The 16,212-nt window shown below is 44.3% G+C and carries 16 protein-coding genes; 7 read left to right on the top strand and 9 right to left on the bottom strand.

The window, feature by feature from the left end:
• Positions 1-76 precede the first annotated feature (76 nt).
• Complete coding sequence (locus ACJJI3_RS07955) at positions 77-709, bottom strand: LysE family translocator (RefSeq protein WP_444942087.1); 633 nt, start codon at positions 707-709, stop codon at positions 77-79.
• A gap of 126 nt (positions 710-835) precedes the next feature.
• Here ACJJI3_RS07955 and ACJJI3_RS07950 point away from each other — a divergent pair, with 126 nt between their 5' ends.
• A complete protein-coding gene (locus ACJJI3_RS07950) occupies positions 836-1,912 on the top strand; it encodes an FAD-dependent oxidoreductase (RefSeq protein WP_413665273.1) in 1,077 nt (358 codons plus the stop codon).
• Positions 1,913-1,920: 8 nt separating this feature from the next.
• Here ACJJI3_RS07950 and ACJJI3_RS07945 read toward each other — a convergent pair whose 3' ends face one another.
• The 7 genes from ACJJI3_RS07945 to ACJJI3_RS07915 all read right to left on the bottom strand — a co-directional run bounded on the left by ACJJI3_RS07945 (position 1,921) and on the right by ACJJI3_RS07915 (position 7,132).
• Positions 1,921-2,352, bottom strand: a complete 432-nt coding sequence (locus tag ACJJI3_RS07945; RefSeq protein ID WP_444942086.1) for a phytanoyl-CoA dioxygenase family protein — start codon at positions 2,350-2,352, stop codon at positions 1,921-1,923.
• Between the two features lie 39 nt (positions 2,353-2,391).
• Positions 2,392-2,556, bottom strand: coding sequence for an NAD(P)-binding domain-containing protein (locus tag ACJJI3_RS07940; RefSeq protein WP_413665275.1), 165 nt, complete (start codon positions 2,554-2,556; stop codon positions 2,392-2,394).
• 27 nt (positions 2,557-2,583) lie between these two features.
• On the bottom strand, positions 2,584-3,666 hold the full coding sequence (locus ACJJI3_RS07935; RefSeq protein WP_444942085.1) for a permease: 1,083 nt from the start codon (positions 3,664-3,666) through the stop codon (positions 2,584-2,586).
• Positions 3,667-3,800: 134 nt separating this feature from the next.
• Entirely contained in the window at positions 3,801-5,234 is a 1,434-nt protein-coding gene (locus ACJJI3_RS07930; RefSeq protein WP_444942084.1) for a hypothetical protein, read from the bottom strand.
• A 284-nt stretch (positions 5,235-5,518) separates the two neighbouring features.
• The gene (locus tag ACJJI3_RS07925) at positions 5,519-5,863 is read right to left on the bottom strand and encodes an ArsR/SmtB family transcription factor (protein WP_413665278.1); all 345 of its coding nucleotides are present in this window, start codon (positions 5,861-5,863) and stop codon (positions 5,519-5,521) included.
• Between the two features lie 182 nt (positions 5,864-6,045).
• Positions 6,046-6,408 carry a hypothetical protein gene (locus tag ACJJI3_RS07920; RefSeq protein WP_444942083.1) on the bottom strand — a complete coding sequence of 121 codons (363 nt, stop codon included), beginning with the start codon at positions 6,406-6,408 and terminating at the stop codon, positions 6,046-6,048.
• A 367-nt stretch (positions 6,409-6,775) separates the two neighbouring features.
• Entirely contained in the window at positions 6,776-7,132 is a 357-nt protein-coding gene (locus ACJJI3_RS07915) for a hypothetical protein (RefSeq protein WP_282933309.1), read from the bottom strand.
• Positions 7,133-7,518: 386 nt separating this feature from the next.
• Between ACJJI3_RS07915 and ACJJI3_RS07910 the strand changes: the two genes are divergently transcribed.
• The 4 genes from ACJJI3_RS07910 (at position 7,519) to ACJJI3_RS07895 (ending at position 13,377) form a co-directional block, all read left to right on the top strand.
• A complete protein-coding gene (locus ACJJI3_RS07910; protein WP_444927455.1) occupies positions 7,519-9,801 on the top strand; it encodes a TonB-dependent receptor in 2,283 nt (760 codons plus the stop codon).
• Positions 9,802-10,269: 468 nt separating this feature from the next.
• Positions 10,270-10,881, top strand: a complete 612-nt coding sequence (locus ACJJI3_RS07905; protein WP_444942082.1) for a CHAP domain-containing protein — start codon at positions 10,270-10,272, stop codon at positions 10,879-10,881.
• A 504-nt stretch (positions 10,882-11,385) separates the two neighbouring features.
• On the top strand, positions 11,386-12,309 hold the full coding sequence (locus ACJJI3_RS07900) for a haloalkane dehalogenase (RefSeq protein ID WP_444942081.1): 924 nt from the start codon (positions 11,386-11,388) through the stop codon (positions 12,307-12,309).
• 144 nt (positions 12,310-12,453) lie between these two features.
• Positions 12,454-13,377 carry a DMT family transporter gene (locus ACJJI3_RS07895; protein WP_444942080.1) on the top strand — a complete coding sequence of 308 codons (924 nt, stop codon included), beginning with the start codon at positions 12,454-12,456 and terminating at the stop codon, positions 13,375-13,377.
• A 134-nt stretch (positions 13,378-13,511) separates the two neighbouring features.
• Here ACJJI3_RS07895 and ACJJI3_RS07890 read toward each other — a convergent pair whose 3' ends face one another.
• The gene (locus tag ACJJI3_RS07890) at positions 13,512-14,435 is read right to left on the bottom strand and encodes an alpha/beta fold hydrolase (protein ID WP_444942079.1); all 924 of its coding nucleotides are present in this window, start codon (positions 14,433-14,435) and stop codon (positions 13,512-13,514) included.
• A 182-nt stretch (positions 14,436-14,617) separates the two neighbouring features.
• Between ACJJI3_RS07890 and ACJJI3_RS07885 the strand changes: the two genes are divergently transcribed.
• The gene (locus ACJJI3_RS07885) at positions 14,618-14,968 is read left to right on the top strand and encodes a winged helix-turn-helix transcriptional regulator (RefSeq protein WP_282933302.1); all 351 of its coding nucleotides are present in this window, start codon (positions 14,618-14,620) and stop codon (positions 14,966-14,968) included.
• 271 nt (positions 14,969-15,239) lie between these two features.
• Positions 15,240-16,013 (top strand): class I SAM-dependent methyltransferase, encoded by a 774-nt coding sequence (locus ACJJI3_RS07880; RefSeq protein WP_444942078.1) that lies wholly within the window; start codon positions 15,240-15,242, stop codon positions 16,011-16,013.
• The last annotated feature ends 199 nt before the right edge of the window (positions 16,014-16,212 follow it).

The raw sequence follows: 16,212 nt of genomic DNA, 5'->3' as shown, positions 1-16,212 counted from the left end.
CTGGACTGCTGAAAGTACTTTGACTGCTGCTATATTTTCACAGAAAGCTTCCTGTCGTCCATAAAACTATAAAAAATCAGCGGTCAAAAGCCAGGCGAGAGGCCAAGCCGAGGAAAATAACTCCAAGAAAACCATCCAGGTGCCGCTGAATATTGGCCTGTGTAGCAAGAGATTTTCCCAGCTTGCTAAACGATAGGGATACCAGGGTGTTAAAAGCCAACGCTGTAATGCTCAAGAGTATGCCCAATACAAGAATTTGGGGCGTGATTGCCTGGGATGACACGGTAAATTGAGGCAGGAAAAGGCTAAAGAAAAGTAGGGCTTTGGGGTTCATTAGGTTGTTGAGCAAGCCTCGGGCCATCAGCTGTGCTGCCGACAGTGCCACGGTATCTGGTTGGTTATTTTGTGCCACTTTATTTGAACGCCAATTGCGAAGGAGTGACAATCCAAGCCAAGCTAAATATACGGCTCCCACCAGTTTTACTACCATTGCCACCAGAGGCATCGTCTGCATGATATGTCCGAGTCCGAGAGCAACTAGCGCCGTTTGCACTATCCCAGCAGTAAAAATGCCCAGCGAGATCATTACTCCAGCAGTAAATCCGCGAGCCGAAGAGTAAGCAGATATTAACAGTAAGTCAGGACCAGGGGAGGCCGCTAGAACAATCGCTGCGATCAAGAAGGCGGGTAAAATACTGAGGTCGATCATATGAGGGGTGCCCTGAAATTGCGATTTTATCACAGCAGGTGTGTTTACTTCTATGATGGCCGTGCCTTGCTTTTTCCCGGGCTTCTACAATAGAAGTGAGTTCAACGACAGAGTGCAACACTACCAGTGAGCCATATAGACCGGGTGTTAGTGGTTGGTGCGGGCCCAACGGGGTTGGCGGCAGCTTGTGCTTTGTCTTTCTATGGAATCAAATGCCGAATAGTTGAACGCCGTACCAAGCCCAGTGAACTCTCTCGGGCAGTCGGTATTTTTCCCTGCACCATCAGGCGCCTTCTTAAGGTGGGCGTTTCAGATAACTTGGTCTCTGAGGCGATGCGACTCTGCAAAGTTCAATATCTTCAAGCGGGTAGGCCGCTGTTATTTTTGGATAACCGGGGCGATGCGTATAAAGAGTATGTGGGCTTTGGGCTGCCGCAAAATCGCACCGAGGAAATTTTGCGAGATGCTTTACTTGAGCAAGGCGTTTCAGTTGAATATGGCGTGGCTGCTACTGAAGTGGATTCTAGTGATCACCGGGTGGTAGTTACCCTGTCTGACGGCAGTGTCGAATGCTTTGACTGGTTAATTGCTGCTGACGGAGTTCATTCAACAATTCGTGAGAAACTGAGTATTCCATTTTCTGGTACAGATTTGCCGGAACCTTGGGGAGTCGCTGATGTAGATATAGAAGGAGAGTGTGATCCCGATTTAGTTAGCGTGGATATTCAGCGGCCCGGCAATCAATTTACAATTACTTTACCTATGGGTAAACAGCGTTTAAGAGTAGTTGCTACCCAGCCAGATGCGTTGGGAGCACTAGATGTGCCGCTAAAAATTAAGAATATCCATCGCTCCGGTAGTTTTCAAATTTCAATTCGGCAGGCGAAGAGTTATCGCTCCCAGCGCGTACTTTTAGTCGGAGACGCCGCTCACTGCCATTCTCCCGTAGGTGGCAAGGGTATGAATCTGGGTATTGCCGATGCGATAGCTGCAGTTGATGCGATTATAAACGGCACAGTAGATAGTTATTCCGATGAAAGGCGTAAAATAGGCGCGGCGACGATTCGAAAGACAGAAATTGTTAGGCGGATTATAAGCTCAAATTCCTTGCTAAATAAAATATTGGTGCGGATGTTGGCAAAGCTCGCCGTATCTTTTCCGGTGGTACGACAAGCATATACCCAAAACCTGACAAAGCTTTAAATGAACGTTTATTCTTTAAGGATTTCGTTGTAACCGTAGGTATCATTGCCGAAAACCTGAAAAGTGTCGATTTTAGGGGTATCATATTCGACAAGTCCCTCATAGGTTGAATATAAATCTTTTCCGTAGGGGGCTACCTTTATGTGGTTGGCAGTGCATCTTCCTACAAAGGAGAACCTTCTACTATTATCGCTGGTATTGGAATGGGAAGCATGTAAGTTCAATGAAGAAAAGATCAAACACTCCCCAGCTTTCATCTCTAAATCTATCACCATAAATTGATTAAGGAAATCATCTCCAATTAATTTTATGGAGCTAAATAAAATAAGAGTACTTTTATTAATTGGCTCCAAAGTTTTGGCTGATGGACCTAAATACTCGTCCACTATTTCACGGCCTGTAGGTAAGTATTCCCTATTTGGATATACCCAGCCATTCATATCAAGGAGGTTAGCAACTGCTTTATCAATGATATAAGGTCAGAGTGTAAAAACCCGAACATGGCCCCAATCCAGCATGGCGCTGCCGGCCGATATGCCTTTCTCTAAAACCAAGGGCTTCAGTTTTCTCGACAAGAGCTGTACAGCGGCAGCAATTCCAATAGGCCCTGCGCCAATGATAATCGCGTCGTGTATCTTGTTCATAAGTCTCTACCTCCAAAATACCTGGAATTAAAACAGAAGGGTGTACAGGTAACCCGCTGTGATAGCCATACCTAAAACAACCACTAAAAATGCTGCGATCATCTGGGTTTTAAAGATGGACCTTAATAGGATAACTTCTGTCAGGCTGGCGCCAGCACTGCCGATAATTAGTGCCATTACCGATCCGAGAGCCATGCCCTTTTGCACCAAACCAGCACTCAGAGGGATAACAGCAGAGGCACGTATATAGAGTGGAATACCGATTACAGCTGCAATTGGAATCGCGTACCACTTGTTTTCTCCTGCGTAGGTTACGATCAAATCAGTAGGAACAAATCCGTAAATGAATGATCCCAGAGAAATACCGAGCAGTAAATAGGGGAGTGTTTTTTTAAAATCTATCCAGGTGGAATTCCAAATAATGACCCAGCGATTTAGTTTCTGGGTTTCTACTCCTCCCTCAGAATCACAGCTATTTGCCGGAGTATTGATACAGCAGGATGTAGTTTCTCCAGTTTTTGCAGCTGATGATAGAGAAGATATTGTTGCTGTATTGGTTGCGCCAGTTGTAGCCAAGACTCCATTATTAAATGCCAAATTATTGGCTATCCCTTTGTTCTCACTGGGTGAAGGGGGATTTTTACTATTTGTGTCTCGGTAGACACCATCGCGGACAAAACGCTCGAATCCAAATTTTTCCAGTGCAAATCCCGCAGAAATTGACACAGTCATCGCTAGAGTGAAATAAAAAATCGCTACGTTGAGACCAAATGTAAAGATCAACAAGCCAATAACAATCGGATTAAGTAGAGGGCTGGAGAATAGGAACACCATCATTGGTCCGAAACCAGCGCGGGCGCGAAGTAGTCCCTTCAAAAATGGAATAGTAGAGCATGAACAGAAAGGTGTAATGGAGCCAAGTAATGCGGCTATTACGTAGCCTCGGCCATTGCGTGAGCTTAGGGTCGCTTGGATTTTTTCCGGTGTAATGTACTGCTGCAATACACCAACGAGGTAGCTGATAGCTAAAAATAATACTGTCAGCTCAACTGCAAGAAAAGCAAACATAGAGAGAGCTTCTTCTAGCATGGATATGAACTCTGGGGGCATTGTTTTAGCTCCTTAATTAAATTTGTTATTACTAGAAATATAGAAATAATGAATTTTGTCAGTGTGTTTTCATTAGCTTTGAAGTGTGATTTATGGTGCCAAGAGATCCTTTTTACGGATTGCTTGTGATGTTGTCAGGCGACATTGGATATCAGTGAATCTAAAACGCCCTTGCCGCTATGCACGCCACCCTCCATTTCCTGAGAGGATTTACTTCGAACTAAGTAGCCGGCAAAACCTTGTTCTGAAGTAGCTGGTTGACCATTGAAATGAACCGTAAACATACCTATTTCACTGATTAAATCGCCTACTAAATATAATTCAGAGTCTTTGACTACCAGGGCGGGATTGCTTCTAGGGGGCGGGCTCAAGCGTGGCATTAGTGCCCAGGCAGGGTATTCGTCTACTGAGAGCTGTTTGAGTTTCAGCTTGATATCCTGGCCAAAGACACAGTGCCCGCCGCCTTCTCCCTGATTTTTGAGCACCCACTTAGAGGCGTTCTGCTGACTGAACCATCCTATCGTCTCTGATGAAATTGGTTGCATGTCGCCAAGTAATGACTTGATTAGAACCGCTTCATCTTGGGATACATTGAATCCGGTTAGCGTTTCTACTGACATGGACGAAAGGATCATTTGTACACGCTTGCTGGTAGCCAGTTGTTGGCTTACGGTTGCATTAATTGCGATCCGATGGCTCTCAAGCAAAATTCGCGATTGCATCAGTGTTTCACAGCAGCGCTCGCTATCCAGGTCTTTGGCGACATAATCACAGTAGTTGTAGCCGGCTCGTAAATACACGCAATCTACAGGGCCTATTCCTTGCAGCAGGAGCCTATTGTTGGGGCCTGTTACCAGGCCCGCTTTTAGTTCGCGAAAGGTCTTTCGTACCGTACGTATGCCTTTTTCAGCTAAGGCATATTCAAGAAGGTGTTGGTCGAAGACATTGTCTTCATGCTCCTGTATCACCATTAGAAATGTTGGGTTGCCACCATCTCCAAACTCGCTTTTGATGGCTCTTGTCGCATCGGCAAGGCCTTGGGAGAGTCGCTCAATTGCTGGGTTCTCTATAGGTTGGCCGTTCGAAGTATTGGACCAATTGGAATAGGTCTCAGGACTTTGCGAGCGGATGAATTGGTGCAACTCGTAAATACGCTGCCCAAAGGGCCCCATTCCTGCTGCGATTCCATTGAACTCAATAAGCTTTGGTCCTTGGCTCACATCGTCCATAAAGTCACTTCTCATAATCAGGAGGGGGAGGCGGGGCGCATTTTTTATTTGACCATGCATGGCGAGTAAGGCACCGAAAAACGGGTCTCCATGTGCAACAGGACTGATAGCTTCGTGAAGAAATTGGTGATCTTCTGAGACTTGATGGATCAGCTTTCCCAATAGGGGTACTGCTTTCTTTAACGTCTCAAACCGTTCCAGAGCGATAGTACTTGGGGTAAGGCTAAAAGGAACATGGCTCGCTGAGCCACGACTAGATTTGAAAGCCAAGCCATGGGCAAGCCCCCACTCTACCGCTTCATTGGCTGCCTGAATGGCGTTTGGATGGCTCTTTTTCATGGTTTCCTCTGGCCTTTGTATGCTGGGGTACACAACTCAAATTATATGATATTTCTAGAATAATGGAAATATAGGTGTTAAGTAAAGGTGTGTGTTCGAGTTATTTCCGAGGTATCTAAGAAAGGTATCAAGGGAAGGGAGCCAACTAAAGCTGGCTATTGCTGTGAATGGTCATTCTAGCGGTACCTAATGCAGAATTTAGGGCCTACATGTACCTATCGGGGTGAAGAGAGGAAAGTTCGGACTTCATCGATAGAGGTCGCCCAAAGCAGGAGCGACATTGTTCAGTGCTGATCCGGTACCGCACACTTGATATCAGGACACTTTATCGGTGTATTGAAATCATCGTGACAGCATTCATCTTGTAAAAACTGAATAACCTCAGTTAAGTGCTGATATTCGGCTACGCAGAACAGGGTTCGGCTCTCACGACGCTGGAAGATCAATCCCGCCGAAATCAGACTGGAAATATGGTGGGAAAGGGTTGACCCGGGGATATCTAACTGCTCCTGGATGTTGCCTACAGGAATACCCGGTAGGCCAGCTTTGACTACTTTTTTGTAGATCAACAAGCGGGTTGGGTGTCCCAGCTCTTTAAGCGATTTGGCTACTTCTTCGATTTCCATCATGATTTGGTCATAAGTTCTATATTCGTCGAAATATATACAGTTTAGTGCTAAAGATAAAGTGTCGTGTGGGGGGCTGCTCAAGCTAGTGCTGCCACTAGTTTCTTAGGATATTGAGAGGAAGCTACATTACTTATATTTCTTTAAACTATATTACCAAACTTACCGAAATAACGCTTTTACTGCTAATTGCCCCATAGTAGAAGGGGTAACACCGATTCTGAAGTAGACTCATTATCATCCAGAATTTTATTGTAGCCGTAAGAATCTTTGCCAAACACCTGAAAATTACCTACTTTGGGCAATGTGAATTCCAGCAAGCCCACCATGGTTGAAATGTTGTCTTTGCCATAAGGAACAACTTTTATGTAATTAGCTATATACCTCCCGGCAAACGAAAATCGAGATTTATCTTTTGATGTGTTTGCATAGGATGTGTGCATATTTAGGGGTGAGAAAATAAGGCATTTACCGGCTTTCACTTCCAGGTCTTTTACCTCCAGATCACCAAAGAGATCTTCTTTAATAATTCCCCTTGCGTTGAACAAAAGGATGGCCCCTTTTTGAAAGATCTCGCCAAAAAGGAATTGCTTGGCAACTCCTTTTCGTCTTCAGCGCTAGAAAACAGGTTGGCCAATGTACTTTTCTTTCTCTTCGGTGGGGCTTTCATTTAGGTTGCCCAGATATTTTTATTTCAGGAGTTTTTAATGCAAAAGTCTTTAGTGTTAATGAGTTGATCTGAGTCTCAAATTCGAAGCAGTTGGATTAACGGCATAGGCATAGAGAGCAGCTAAAACGAGATCTGAACATGAAAGGGCGCCGTCAGTAGAAATAAAATCTCAGCTTATGTGATCGGCGCTCAGGTAACTTTGGATTGCTATAAATCTTGGCCTCGCCAAGTTTTGGCTAGCAGGCTTACTGATGTTTAGCCAATTCGACCGGTCCATGGTCATCACAGTGATCACCATGAACATGGTGAAGTCGCCCGTTAACCAGGTAGTCAACATGATCTCCGTGGGGAACCTGCTCATGGCCACAGTTTTTGCCGTGGACATGGGAGCTGTCGTAGCCCCCTGTAACAGGGTGGCAACCCTCCGGGTTTTGGGTGCTTACTTCCAAGACGTGCTCGTCGTAGTGGTCTTTGTGGGGATGGTGTAGGTGGCCGTCATGGAGGTAGCAGATATGGTCCCCGTGGCGAATGGCTGTGTGGCCACAGTGGCTGTTATGTGTATGTGAATGATGCTCCGCCTGTTGGCACTTGCCTTTTTCCACGATAACTCTCCCGGCCGCTTGGCACTTGCATGGAAGCACTCGTCGCCGAATGCTTCTAGAATCAATAATTTGGCGCCACACTTGGACAGCCCTACATACTAAATCTAAGAACATCCGGGTGTAGTTTCCAAATATGATCTTCTATCAATGGCAGAAAATCTGCCCCTACCCCTCAAATCTTGATCTGCGATGGCCTTACGGATGACTAGTCACTCAAATCTAGCCATCAATTCAATTTGCAATCGATTGCATTTGCGCATTATAGTTAAAGCACGGTGCATCAAGTAGCGTTTAGCAACTCTTTATGCAATCGATTGCATAAAGCTTTATAAAAATAGCACCGAAGTATCAGAACAGATAAGAATGACGACGAGAGGGAAGAGTTGATGAGCAAGAAACCATTGGCGCAGGCCGTATCCATGGCCGCGCTCTCCGTTGGTCTTTGCGGCTATGCCGCAGCCCAAGAAATTAGCCCTGAAAACGATATGGTGATGGAGGAAGTCATCACAACAGGCACCCCTGGCGGTGCAGGCATGCGTAAGCTGGATGCCAGCTTTTCTATCACAACTTTAAGTGATGATGAGATTAGCAAAGCCTCTCCTTCAAGTACTGCAGACCTGTTGAAGTCCGTTCCAGGCCTGTGGGTTGAGAGCTCTGGCGGTGTTTCTGGGGCAAATATCGATGTTCGCGGTTTCCCTGGCGGTAGTGATGCACCCTTTGTCACGGTATCCATGAACGGATTGCCTCTGTATCCAGCGCCAACACTCTCATTTTTAGAAAACTCTTCTCTATTTCGTGTCGATGAAACTATTCAGCGAGTGGAAGCTCTGCGCGGTGGACCCAATCCGGTTTTCTCCAATGGCCAGCCAGGTCTGACTACCAACTTTATCTTAAAAGAAGGTACTGAAGAGACAGAGGGGCGCTTTAAGTACACTTTATCTGACTATGATCTGCAGCGAACAGATGCCCTAATGACTGGTAAGCTCGCAGATGATGTTTATTATATGATCGGGGGCTACGTATCTTCCTCCCCGGGTATTCGCGATGCGGGTTTTGATGCGGAAGAAGGGCATCAATTTACCCTGCACATCACCAAAGAGATGGATAACGGCAAAGCGGGTTTTTACATCCGGGATACAAAAGATACTGGTACCTGGTATTTGCCCAATGCTGCATTTCTGGAAACAGATTACACCCAGGTAGGCCCCAGTAATCGCAAGGTTTCTGTACCCATTACTCAGGCTGACGGTAATGGCGGCTCAGAAACTACCTGGGAAACTTTCGATATGGGCGAAGGGCGCGGTTGGAATGGCAATGTAGCCGGTGCTTATCTGGAGCTAGACCTGGGGGATGGTTGGAGTCTCACCGAACGCTTTGGACTTACAGCAGGTAACGCTGATACTTTGGGTTTTGTTCCTAATGGTGCGCCTGTATCGCTGAATTCTCTTACTGATCAAGCAGTAGTAACCGCCTCTGGAAACGAACTTAGTGGCGGTACTGTGGTACAGCAGTTTGGTGCCTGGGTAGTACGCAAAGATATCGAGGCTACGACAAATGACATTAGCCTGGCAAAAGAGTGGGATAACTTTAAAGTAACAGCCGGTTATTACACCTCAAGCTGGGAAGTTGATGAATGGTGGTCCCTGGGTAACCAGAAATACTACGTACTGGGTCAAGATGGGGAGCTGATCACAGGAACTGCTGATGGCTCTGAGCTAACTGGTGATCTCGCTTGTAATACATCCGCAGATATTTCCACTTGTGATTGGAAATATGATGTGGATGCCGTGGGTGATGCCCGTGAAAACGCGCTTTATGTCGCCGGTGAGTTCTACTTAGGGGACTTTACCTTCGATCTGGGCGTGCGTTCCGCAAACCGTAAAACCAATTACTCCGTGGATCATGGTGAGCGAGACGGCAATTTTACCACTTATAAAGCGGACGAAGATGGCACTGCTTATACTGCCGCAGTGGACTGGGCCTTTGCCGAAAATATGGGCACTTTCTTCCGTATAAACTCCGGCTTTAAGTTCGCAGACTTTGACAACTATCGTGAGTTCGGTGATAGCTTCATTGCTGGGTCTGACCTTGTAATCGACATTGACCAATACGAACTGGGTTATAAATTACAGGAGCAAGATTACTCCCTCTTTGCGACGCTGTTCTACAACGAAACCCAGGGTATGCCTGACTGTATCATCGGCAGCAGTACCTGTACTCGTTTGGAGACTGAGGCGCTTGGTCTCGAATTGGACGGTAAAGTCCACTGGGGAGATTTTACCTTTGGGTTAAATACTACCCTGCAAAGGCCAGAAATCACGAGTGGTGAATATGAAGGCAACCAGGTTATGCGTCAGCCTGAATACCAGGTGCGCCTGAGCCAGAATTATGATTTCACACTGAATGACATTGATATGGCTGTGTATACCGATATCAGTCGGGTAGGTGATCGCTTTAATGGAAGCAATAATGAAGTAACTTTGCCAGCCTATACAAAAGTTGACCTGGGTGCGGTGGCTTATATCAATGATATTACTGTCCAGTTGGCTGTGGACAACTTAACTGATGAAGATGGTATCACCGAAGGTGATCCCCGCGATCCGCTAGCGTCTAATGTCCGCTACATCTTACCGCGCAATATCAAGCTTAGCTTCGCGTACGATTTTTAACCTCATGCCTCTCCCATAGGCTTCCAAGCTTTGCCGCACACTTCTCCAGTGTGCGGCTTTTTTATTGCCTGAAAAATTTAACTACAATCTATTTTCAAATCCATACAAATAATGGAGCTTCGATCTTTGTGGTCTAACCCAAATCCTTCCGGAGGCTCCCCAATAAAGTATGTGATTAAACTGCATTCATGAAGCGAAATTAGAGTCGAGGTTGAGAGCCCTAAGGTCATTGCAGGTGTGAAACCTTAACGTTCATATACAAATTTAATTTGGCAGTGGGAGATAGTTCTATTAAGTTATGAGAAGTTACCCCAATTCCTATTGCTAGCTGTATGTTGACGTTCGGACTAAAAAGTGGCATTAAGGTGGCGTAAGGGTTTGTTAGCTGTACTCTTTTCCCCCACCTATTATTAGTTTAGTAATGTTTCATATGTATTAGTGATTTTGGGTTGGTACATTTTTGGTAATATGAAAAAATTTATTGGCTTTCTTGTTGTTGTTTTGGCAATACCACTGCTCGTCTATTTTTCTACCTATAAGGGGGAAAGAAGTTTTACCAATCATCATGGCCTTCCAAATGTTAATCTGGTTGTCGATAATGCATATTCTCTTTGGTTTACGCCTTATGATCCACTGATGGGGATGTATAATAATATAGGAGGGAAACTTGGATTTATTGTCTGTAGTGATGTACCTAATATCGCTTACGGAATGGCTGGATATTCATTTCAGGTCTTATTGAGAGATAGTTTTGTAGAAAATCCAAATTTTTATGATGCTCGAAATGGTAATAATCCAGAGAATCCATTTTTCCATCGCCGAGCAAGAAATCTATATTCCTATTTCCAGTCAATTCAATCTTTGAAACCAGTGTCTTATAAGCCGCAGTTGGGAGATCTGGTGTTCTATAGAAAGACTGAAAAAGGATATATCGCCCATGTTGCTTTAGTTACTTATGTTGATAATAGGGGATATAAAATCATGGAGTCAGCACCCAAAACCCTGTTCGCCAGGGAGGTAGAAATGGATTCTCCAGTGAAAAGGGGCTGGATCTTGGCGGGCTTTGGTAAAGTGTATTGAGGTTTTGTCCATGGTTCATAGTCATGAGAGATATTGTTCTTACAGTGATATATGCCTCCCAGTGATTTTTGGAGCCTAATTTCTCCTAGGCTCCAACTCCTGTTCACTGATAATTGAGATGTATTGCTGGTAGACAGCATACATCCAGATGGGTATTTCAATACATCTAACATGTTTTTAATGGTAAGAAGTTTGATTAATCGGCTTTGACAGGGTCGGTTGTACTTAGCCCAATGGTTTCAGACTTGCCAGATTGGCATTATGGGGTAGTTTAAGTGATCTGGCGCCTATTAAGGTTTCTAAATGTAAAAATTAGAGATCATGCCATGTTTTAGGAGCATATTTATCCTTATTATCTAGTAGGATAATAGGTATTTTTTACAGTTACCTTTTCAGATATGAAGCACGGATAAAAGCGCCACAATGGATGATCTTTGGATTCCCATTGATCTAGCTTTCAGAGGTAAGGCGCTTACTTAACTTTCAACTAAAAGAGGGTTGCCGATGTCTATTGAACGATTGAGAACTCCTGAGGAGCGCTTTTCCCTACTACCGGGTTTTCCGTATACTCCCAACTATATTGATAGCCTGGAAGGCTATGATTCTATGCGTATGGCATATATCGATGAGGGGGAGCAGGATGCGGATACTACCTTTCTTTGCCTCCATGGAGAGCCCAGTTGGGGTTACTTATATCGAAAAATGATCCCAGTTTTTGTTGAGGCAGGACACCGGGTAATTGCTCCAGATTTGTTTGGGTTTGGCCGCTCAGATAAGCCCGTCAATGAAGATGTGTACACTTTTAACTTCCATCGTAACAGCCTGATGCGTTTGATTGAGCATTTGGATCTTAAGAATATTACGCTGGTTTGCCAGGATTGGGGTGGACTTCTGGGATTGACACTCCCAATGGATATGCCGGATAGATTTACCCGATTACTGGTAATGAATACAGCTATCGCAGCAGGGGATGGTGCATCAGAGGGGTTCTACCACTGGCGGAACTTCTCTGTCAATGTACCTGAAATCCCTGTGGGAGGGCTCATTGCCAATGATGCTCAATCTGAGGTCAATTTATTCGATATAGTAGCCTATGATGCGCCTTTTCCAGACAACCGCTATAAGGCTGGCGTTCGTCGATTCCCGTCAATTGTACCGGTTGATCCAGATATGGAGGGAGCAGAGCTAGGGGTAAGGGCTCGAAAATTCTGGTCTAGGAGCTGGGGTGGTGAGAGCTTTATGGCGATTGGAATGAGGGACTTTGTACTTGGTGAGAAAGTGATGGAGTTGCTGAGGGGAACCATCAAAAACTGCCCAGAGCCTCTCAAACTAGCGGAGGCGGGCCACTTTGTGCAGGAATATGGTAAAGAAATTGCTGAAAAGGCGCTCAGTCACTTCAAGCTTTCCTCTACAGTAACTGAAAATTAAGGGCGTACTAGTGCCGGGATAAGTTATATTCCGGCTTCTATTCTCAGGTAGCCCAAGGCATTCAGACTGCTCTTACATTTCATAACTAATTTATAATCGGTGGCTCTGTTTATAGAATCTGTAGTCTTTATTAGAGAGTTTAAAGTGAAGTTTAAAGACAGTCGTGGAATTATTCTGACTATTTTGGCAATGCTCTGTTTGGCTGGTATGGATGCAACAGGTAAGCTACTCGTTCAGAACTATTCTATCGTTCAAATAATGGCGATTCGTTTCGCGATATTTTTCTTCATAGTTATAAGCTTGGCGAGACTCAAAGGGAACTTAGACATAGTACAAAGTAAAATATTTGGCACTCAATTAGCGCGCGCTATTGTTCTCGCTCTTGAGGTTTCAGTATTTATTTTTGCTTTTAGTATGATGTCGTTGGCTGATGTGCATGCTATAGCTGCGACAGCTCCATTATTTGCAATATTAATGGCTGGATGGTTTTTAGGGGAGAGGATAGACACAAGGAGCTGGGTCAGTGTTACGGCTGGATTTATAGGTGCCCTTATTATCATTAGGCCTGGAATGGGAATGATGGGTTGGCAAACCTTGATTCCCATCTTAGGAGCTATCCTATGGGCCGTATATCAAGTGCTTTCACGCCGTGTTTCACACTTTGATAGTGCCGATACAACCGTTTTCTATACCGCGACCATTGGTCTTATTATTTTTGGAAGCTTAGCACCATTTTATTGGGTAAAGCCGACAGTATCAGGATGGCAATTGTTGATTTTGAATGGACTCTTAGGTGCAATGGGCCACTATTTGCTGATTAGGGCACTGGCACTTACTCCAGCTTCGATTTTGCAGCCCTTTAGTTACGCTTTACTATTTTGGGCTATTGTTATTGGCTTTGTAATTTTCGGAGATCTGCCTGATGGAATTACATTATTTGGCGCCTTAGTAATATTGGCTGCGGGATTTTATGCTTCAGACTTAGGCCGCGCACTGATTGGTGTTTCGCAGATTAAGGCCAAAAAGGGGAAGGATGATGCTGAATCAGAATCAAAGTTAATGAGTTAAAAAAACCAATTTGATAAAAGGGCTCTCTAATGATGGTTGTAGAGTGCCCCCTGATTTAATAGTGGCGAGATTAGGTAGCGTTACTTTCAATTCAATTAGTGATTAGGTATCTGATACTTGAAGGTTTGAAAAACTCAAGCGTCACGATGCTCAAGGGAGCCGCCATCTACCCAATTGATTATCAAGTCAACATACTGTTGCCCAGCATCTTCCGATGAGAAGTGAGATGCGTTGTCAAATATAACTAGCTTGCTATTGGGGATGTGCTTGGATAAGGCAGTCGCATTATCTACTAAAACAAATGGATCTCTCTTGCCCCAAGTGATCAATGTCGGAACTTTAATACCATTTAGTTTTCTCTCAATCCATGGAAGCTCTTTCGAATAGCTTCCAAAGAAACTGATGGCGCACTTGTGACTGTCACTATCAAAGGCTATGTCATAGTACTCTTGGATAGCTCGTTTGCTGGGCTTGTAGTTGTGATAACCATCTTTGACGGCAGTCAGGAAATTGGTTTTCATTACTGACTTCTTGGTTAAGCCTTTTGCTAGCCAGCGAACCATTCGGGATCTGACAACGGTCATAAGAATAGGAGAGAGTTTTGGAGGGAAGGTGCCTGGGCCGTCAAAGATATTGAGACTCAAGAATCGTTGAGGGTGGTTAATGACGGCTGCTAAAGCAATAGGCACGCCCACATCCGGCCCTACTAGGTGGGCCTGATTGATGCCAAAATGGTTCATTATTTGAACAAGGGCTTCGCTCAGGCTGCTTGGAGACATATCTCCTTCCTCTGCTTTTGATAAGCCAAATCCTGGGATATCAAAGGCTAACACATCAAACTTTTCACTAAATGCTTCAATAGATGACTCCCACATACGAATACTTTGGGGTAGGCCATTCAGCAGTAAGAGGCTGGGAGCCTGAGGTTTTTCCTTGCGTAGAAAGCGAATGTTAAATTTCCCTACAGAGACAAACTGCGGTGTAAATATATCGTCAACGGTTGAGGGTCTATTGGAGGCGTATTGGGTGAGGGCCTTGTCTAAGAGAGCTTGGGTCATAACAGGGTATATATCTATATGGGTCTATAGGTGATTTCTGGTTAAGTTACTTATTTATACTAGGTTACTCACTTGAGAGTTGGTTGCCAATAAGGCACTATTAAGTGGTTAAGTTACTTTTTGATAACCTATGGAGTGGAAGGGTGGGGACGCAGAATAAAAATAGTGAGAGGCGCGTGTTTGTGAATGATGATGAATGTCCCGTTCGTAATGTAGTGGCTCAAATTGGTGACAAGTGGTCCATCCTGATATTGTTTGCCCTTGTTGATGGTCCAGATCGCTTCAACTCCCTGAAGTCGCGTATTGAAGGGATTTCACAGCGAATGTTGACGCAAACCCTGCGTGACTTAGAGCGCGATGGTTTTGTACTCCGTACTGTCTTTGCGCAGGTTCCAGTTAAAGTGGAGTATGAATTAACTGACCTGGGAAGGGGGTTATCTGCAGCTGTGTGGAAGTTAGTCTCTTGGGCAGATGAACATCATCCTGAGATTCGTAAAGCGCGCCTAAGATATGATGAGGATAATCAATCGTAGATTAAGGATTCTATCTTCTATTGTCCCCATTTAGGGCTTTTCTCAAAGATTCTTGGCCTGCTTTATAGTAAATCATGATTTGTACTTGCAATTTAGTTCAATAGAGCCTTTTGTAGCTGAAGCATTACTGTAAATATATAGTTAGAATGATTGGCAATCTTAGTTTTCTTGAACTCAAGGCATAACGGAATAGGACTTACAAGTAAATTTAAATTTCTTACCCTTGATAATTAAATAGAATCGATAAATATAAGTAATTAGAAGGTGAGTCATGGATTTTTTTGAAATTAACCGACACTCCTGGGATAGCCGCACCCGTATTCATGTTAAGTCTGAATTTTATAATATTGATGGATTTCTAGGCGGAAAATCTACTTTAAATGAAGTCGAGCTTTCAGATATAGGTAGTGTGTCTGGAAAAAGTTTACTCCACTTACAGTGCCATTTTGGATTGGATACCTTGTCTTGGGCTCGATTGGGTGCGAAGGTGACGGGAGTTGATATTTCTTCTATAGCCATTGCTGAAGCACAGGTTCTTTCTGATCGTTCAGGTTTACATGGAGAGTTTATCTGCAACGATATCTACAGTTTTGGAGAGTCAAACAATAAAGAATTTGATGTCGTCTTTACTTCCTACGGCGCACTCTGTTGGTTGCCGGATATCGAGCGGTGGGCATCAGTTGTTGCTCAATGCTTAAAGCCGGGGGGGACTTTCTACATCGCGGAATTTCATCCATTTTATGATATTTTCTCTGGTTACACATACTTTCATCGAGCCGACCCAGATATTGAAGAGCAGGGTACCTATACAGAGAATGATCGGGGTGACAAGTCTACCCTAGCCACCTGGTCACATCCGATTAGCGATGTTGTGAGTGCATTATTAAAATATGGTATTCAAATCACTCAACTAAAAGAATACCCGTATAGCCCTTACAACTGTTTTGATGGCATGGAGGAGCGTGAGAAGGGGAAATACTACCTGTCTTTTAAAGGACATGAGATTCCGCTAATTTATACTATTAAAGGTGTCAAAGTTACTTGAGATAAAGAGCAATAACAGTAATCAGGCTAGCGGTAGATTTGTGCAGAGCCTTTTTTAAGGAAGGGAAAAGGAGGGTAATGAGTATCGCCCCCTTAAACTTCCCATGTAAAGGCCCACTGGCTTCATATCCAACACTGCTTTCTTGCGTTTTATCTAATTGGCGTAGATAGCCACTATTTACCATTCACAGATGTTTAGA

Source organism: Microbulbifer maximicatervae (SeqCode) (assembly GCF_052466985.1).
Note: the sequence above shows the minus strand (reverse complement) of the source record. Positions and strands in the feature narration are given on the sequence as shown.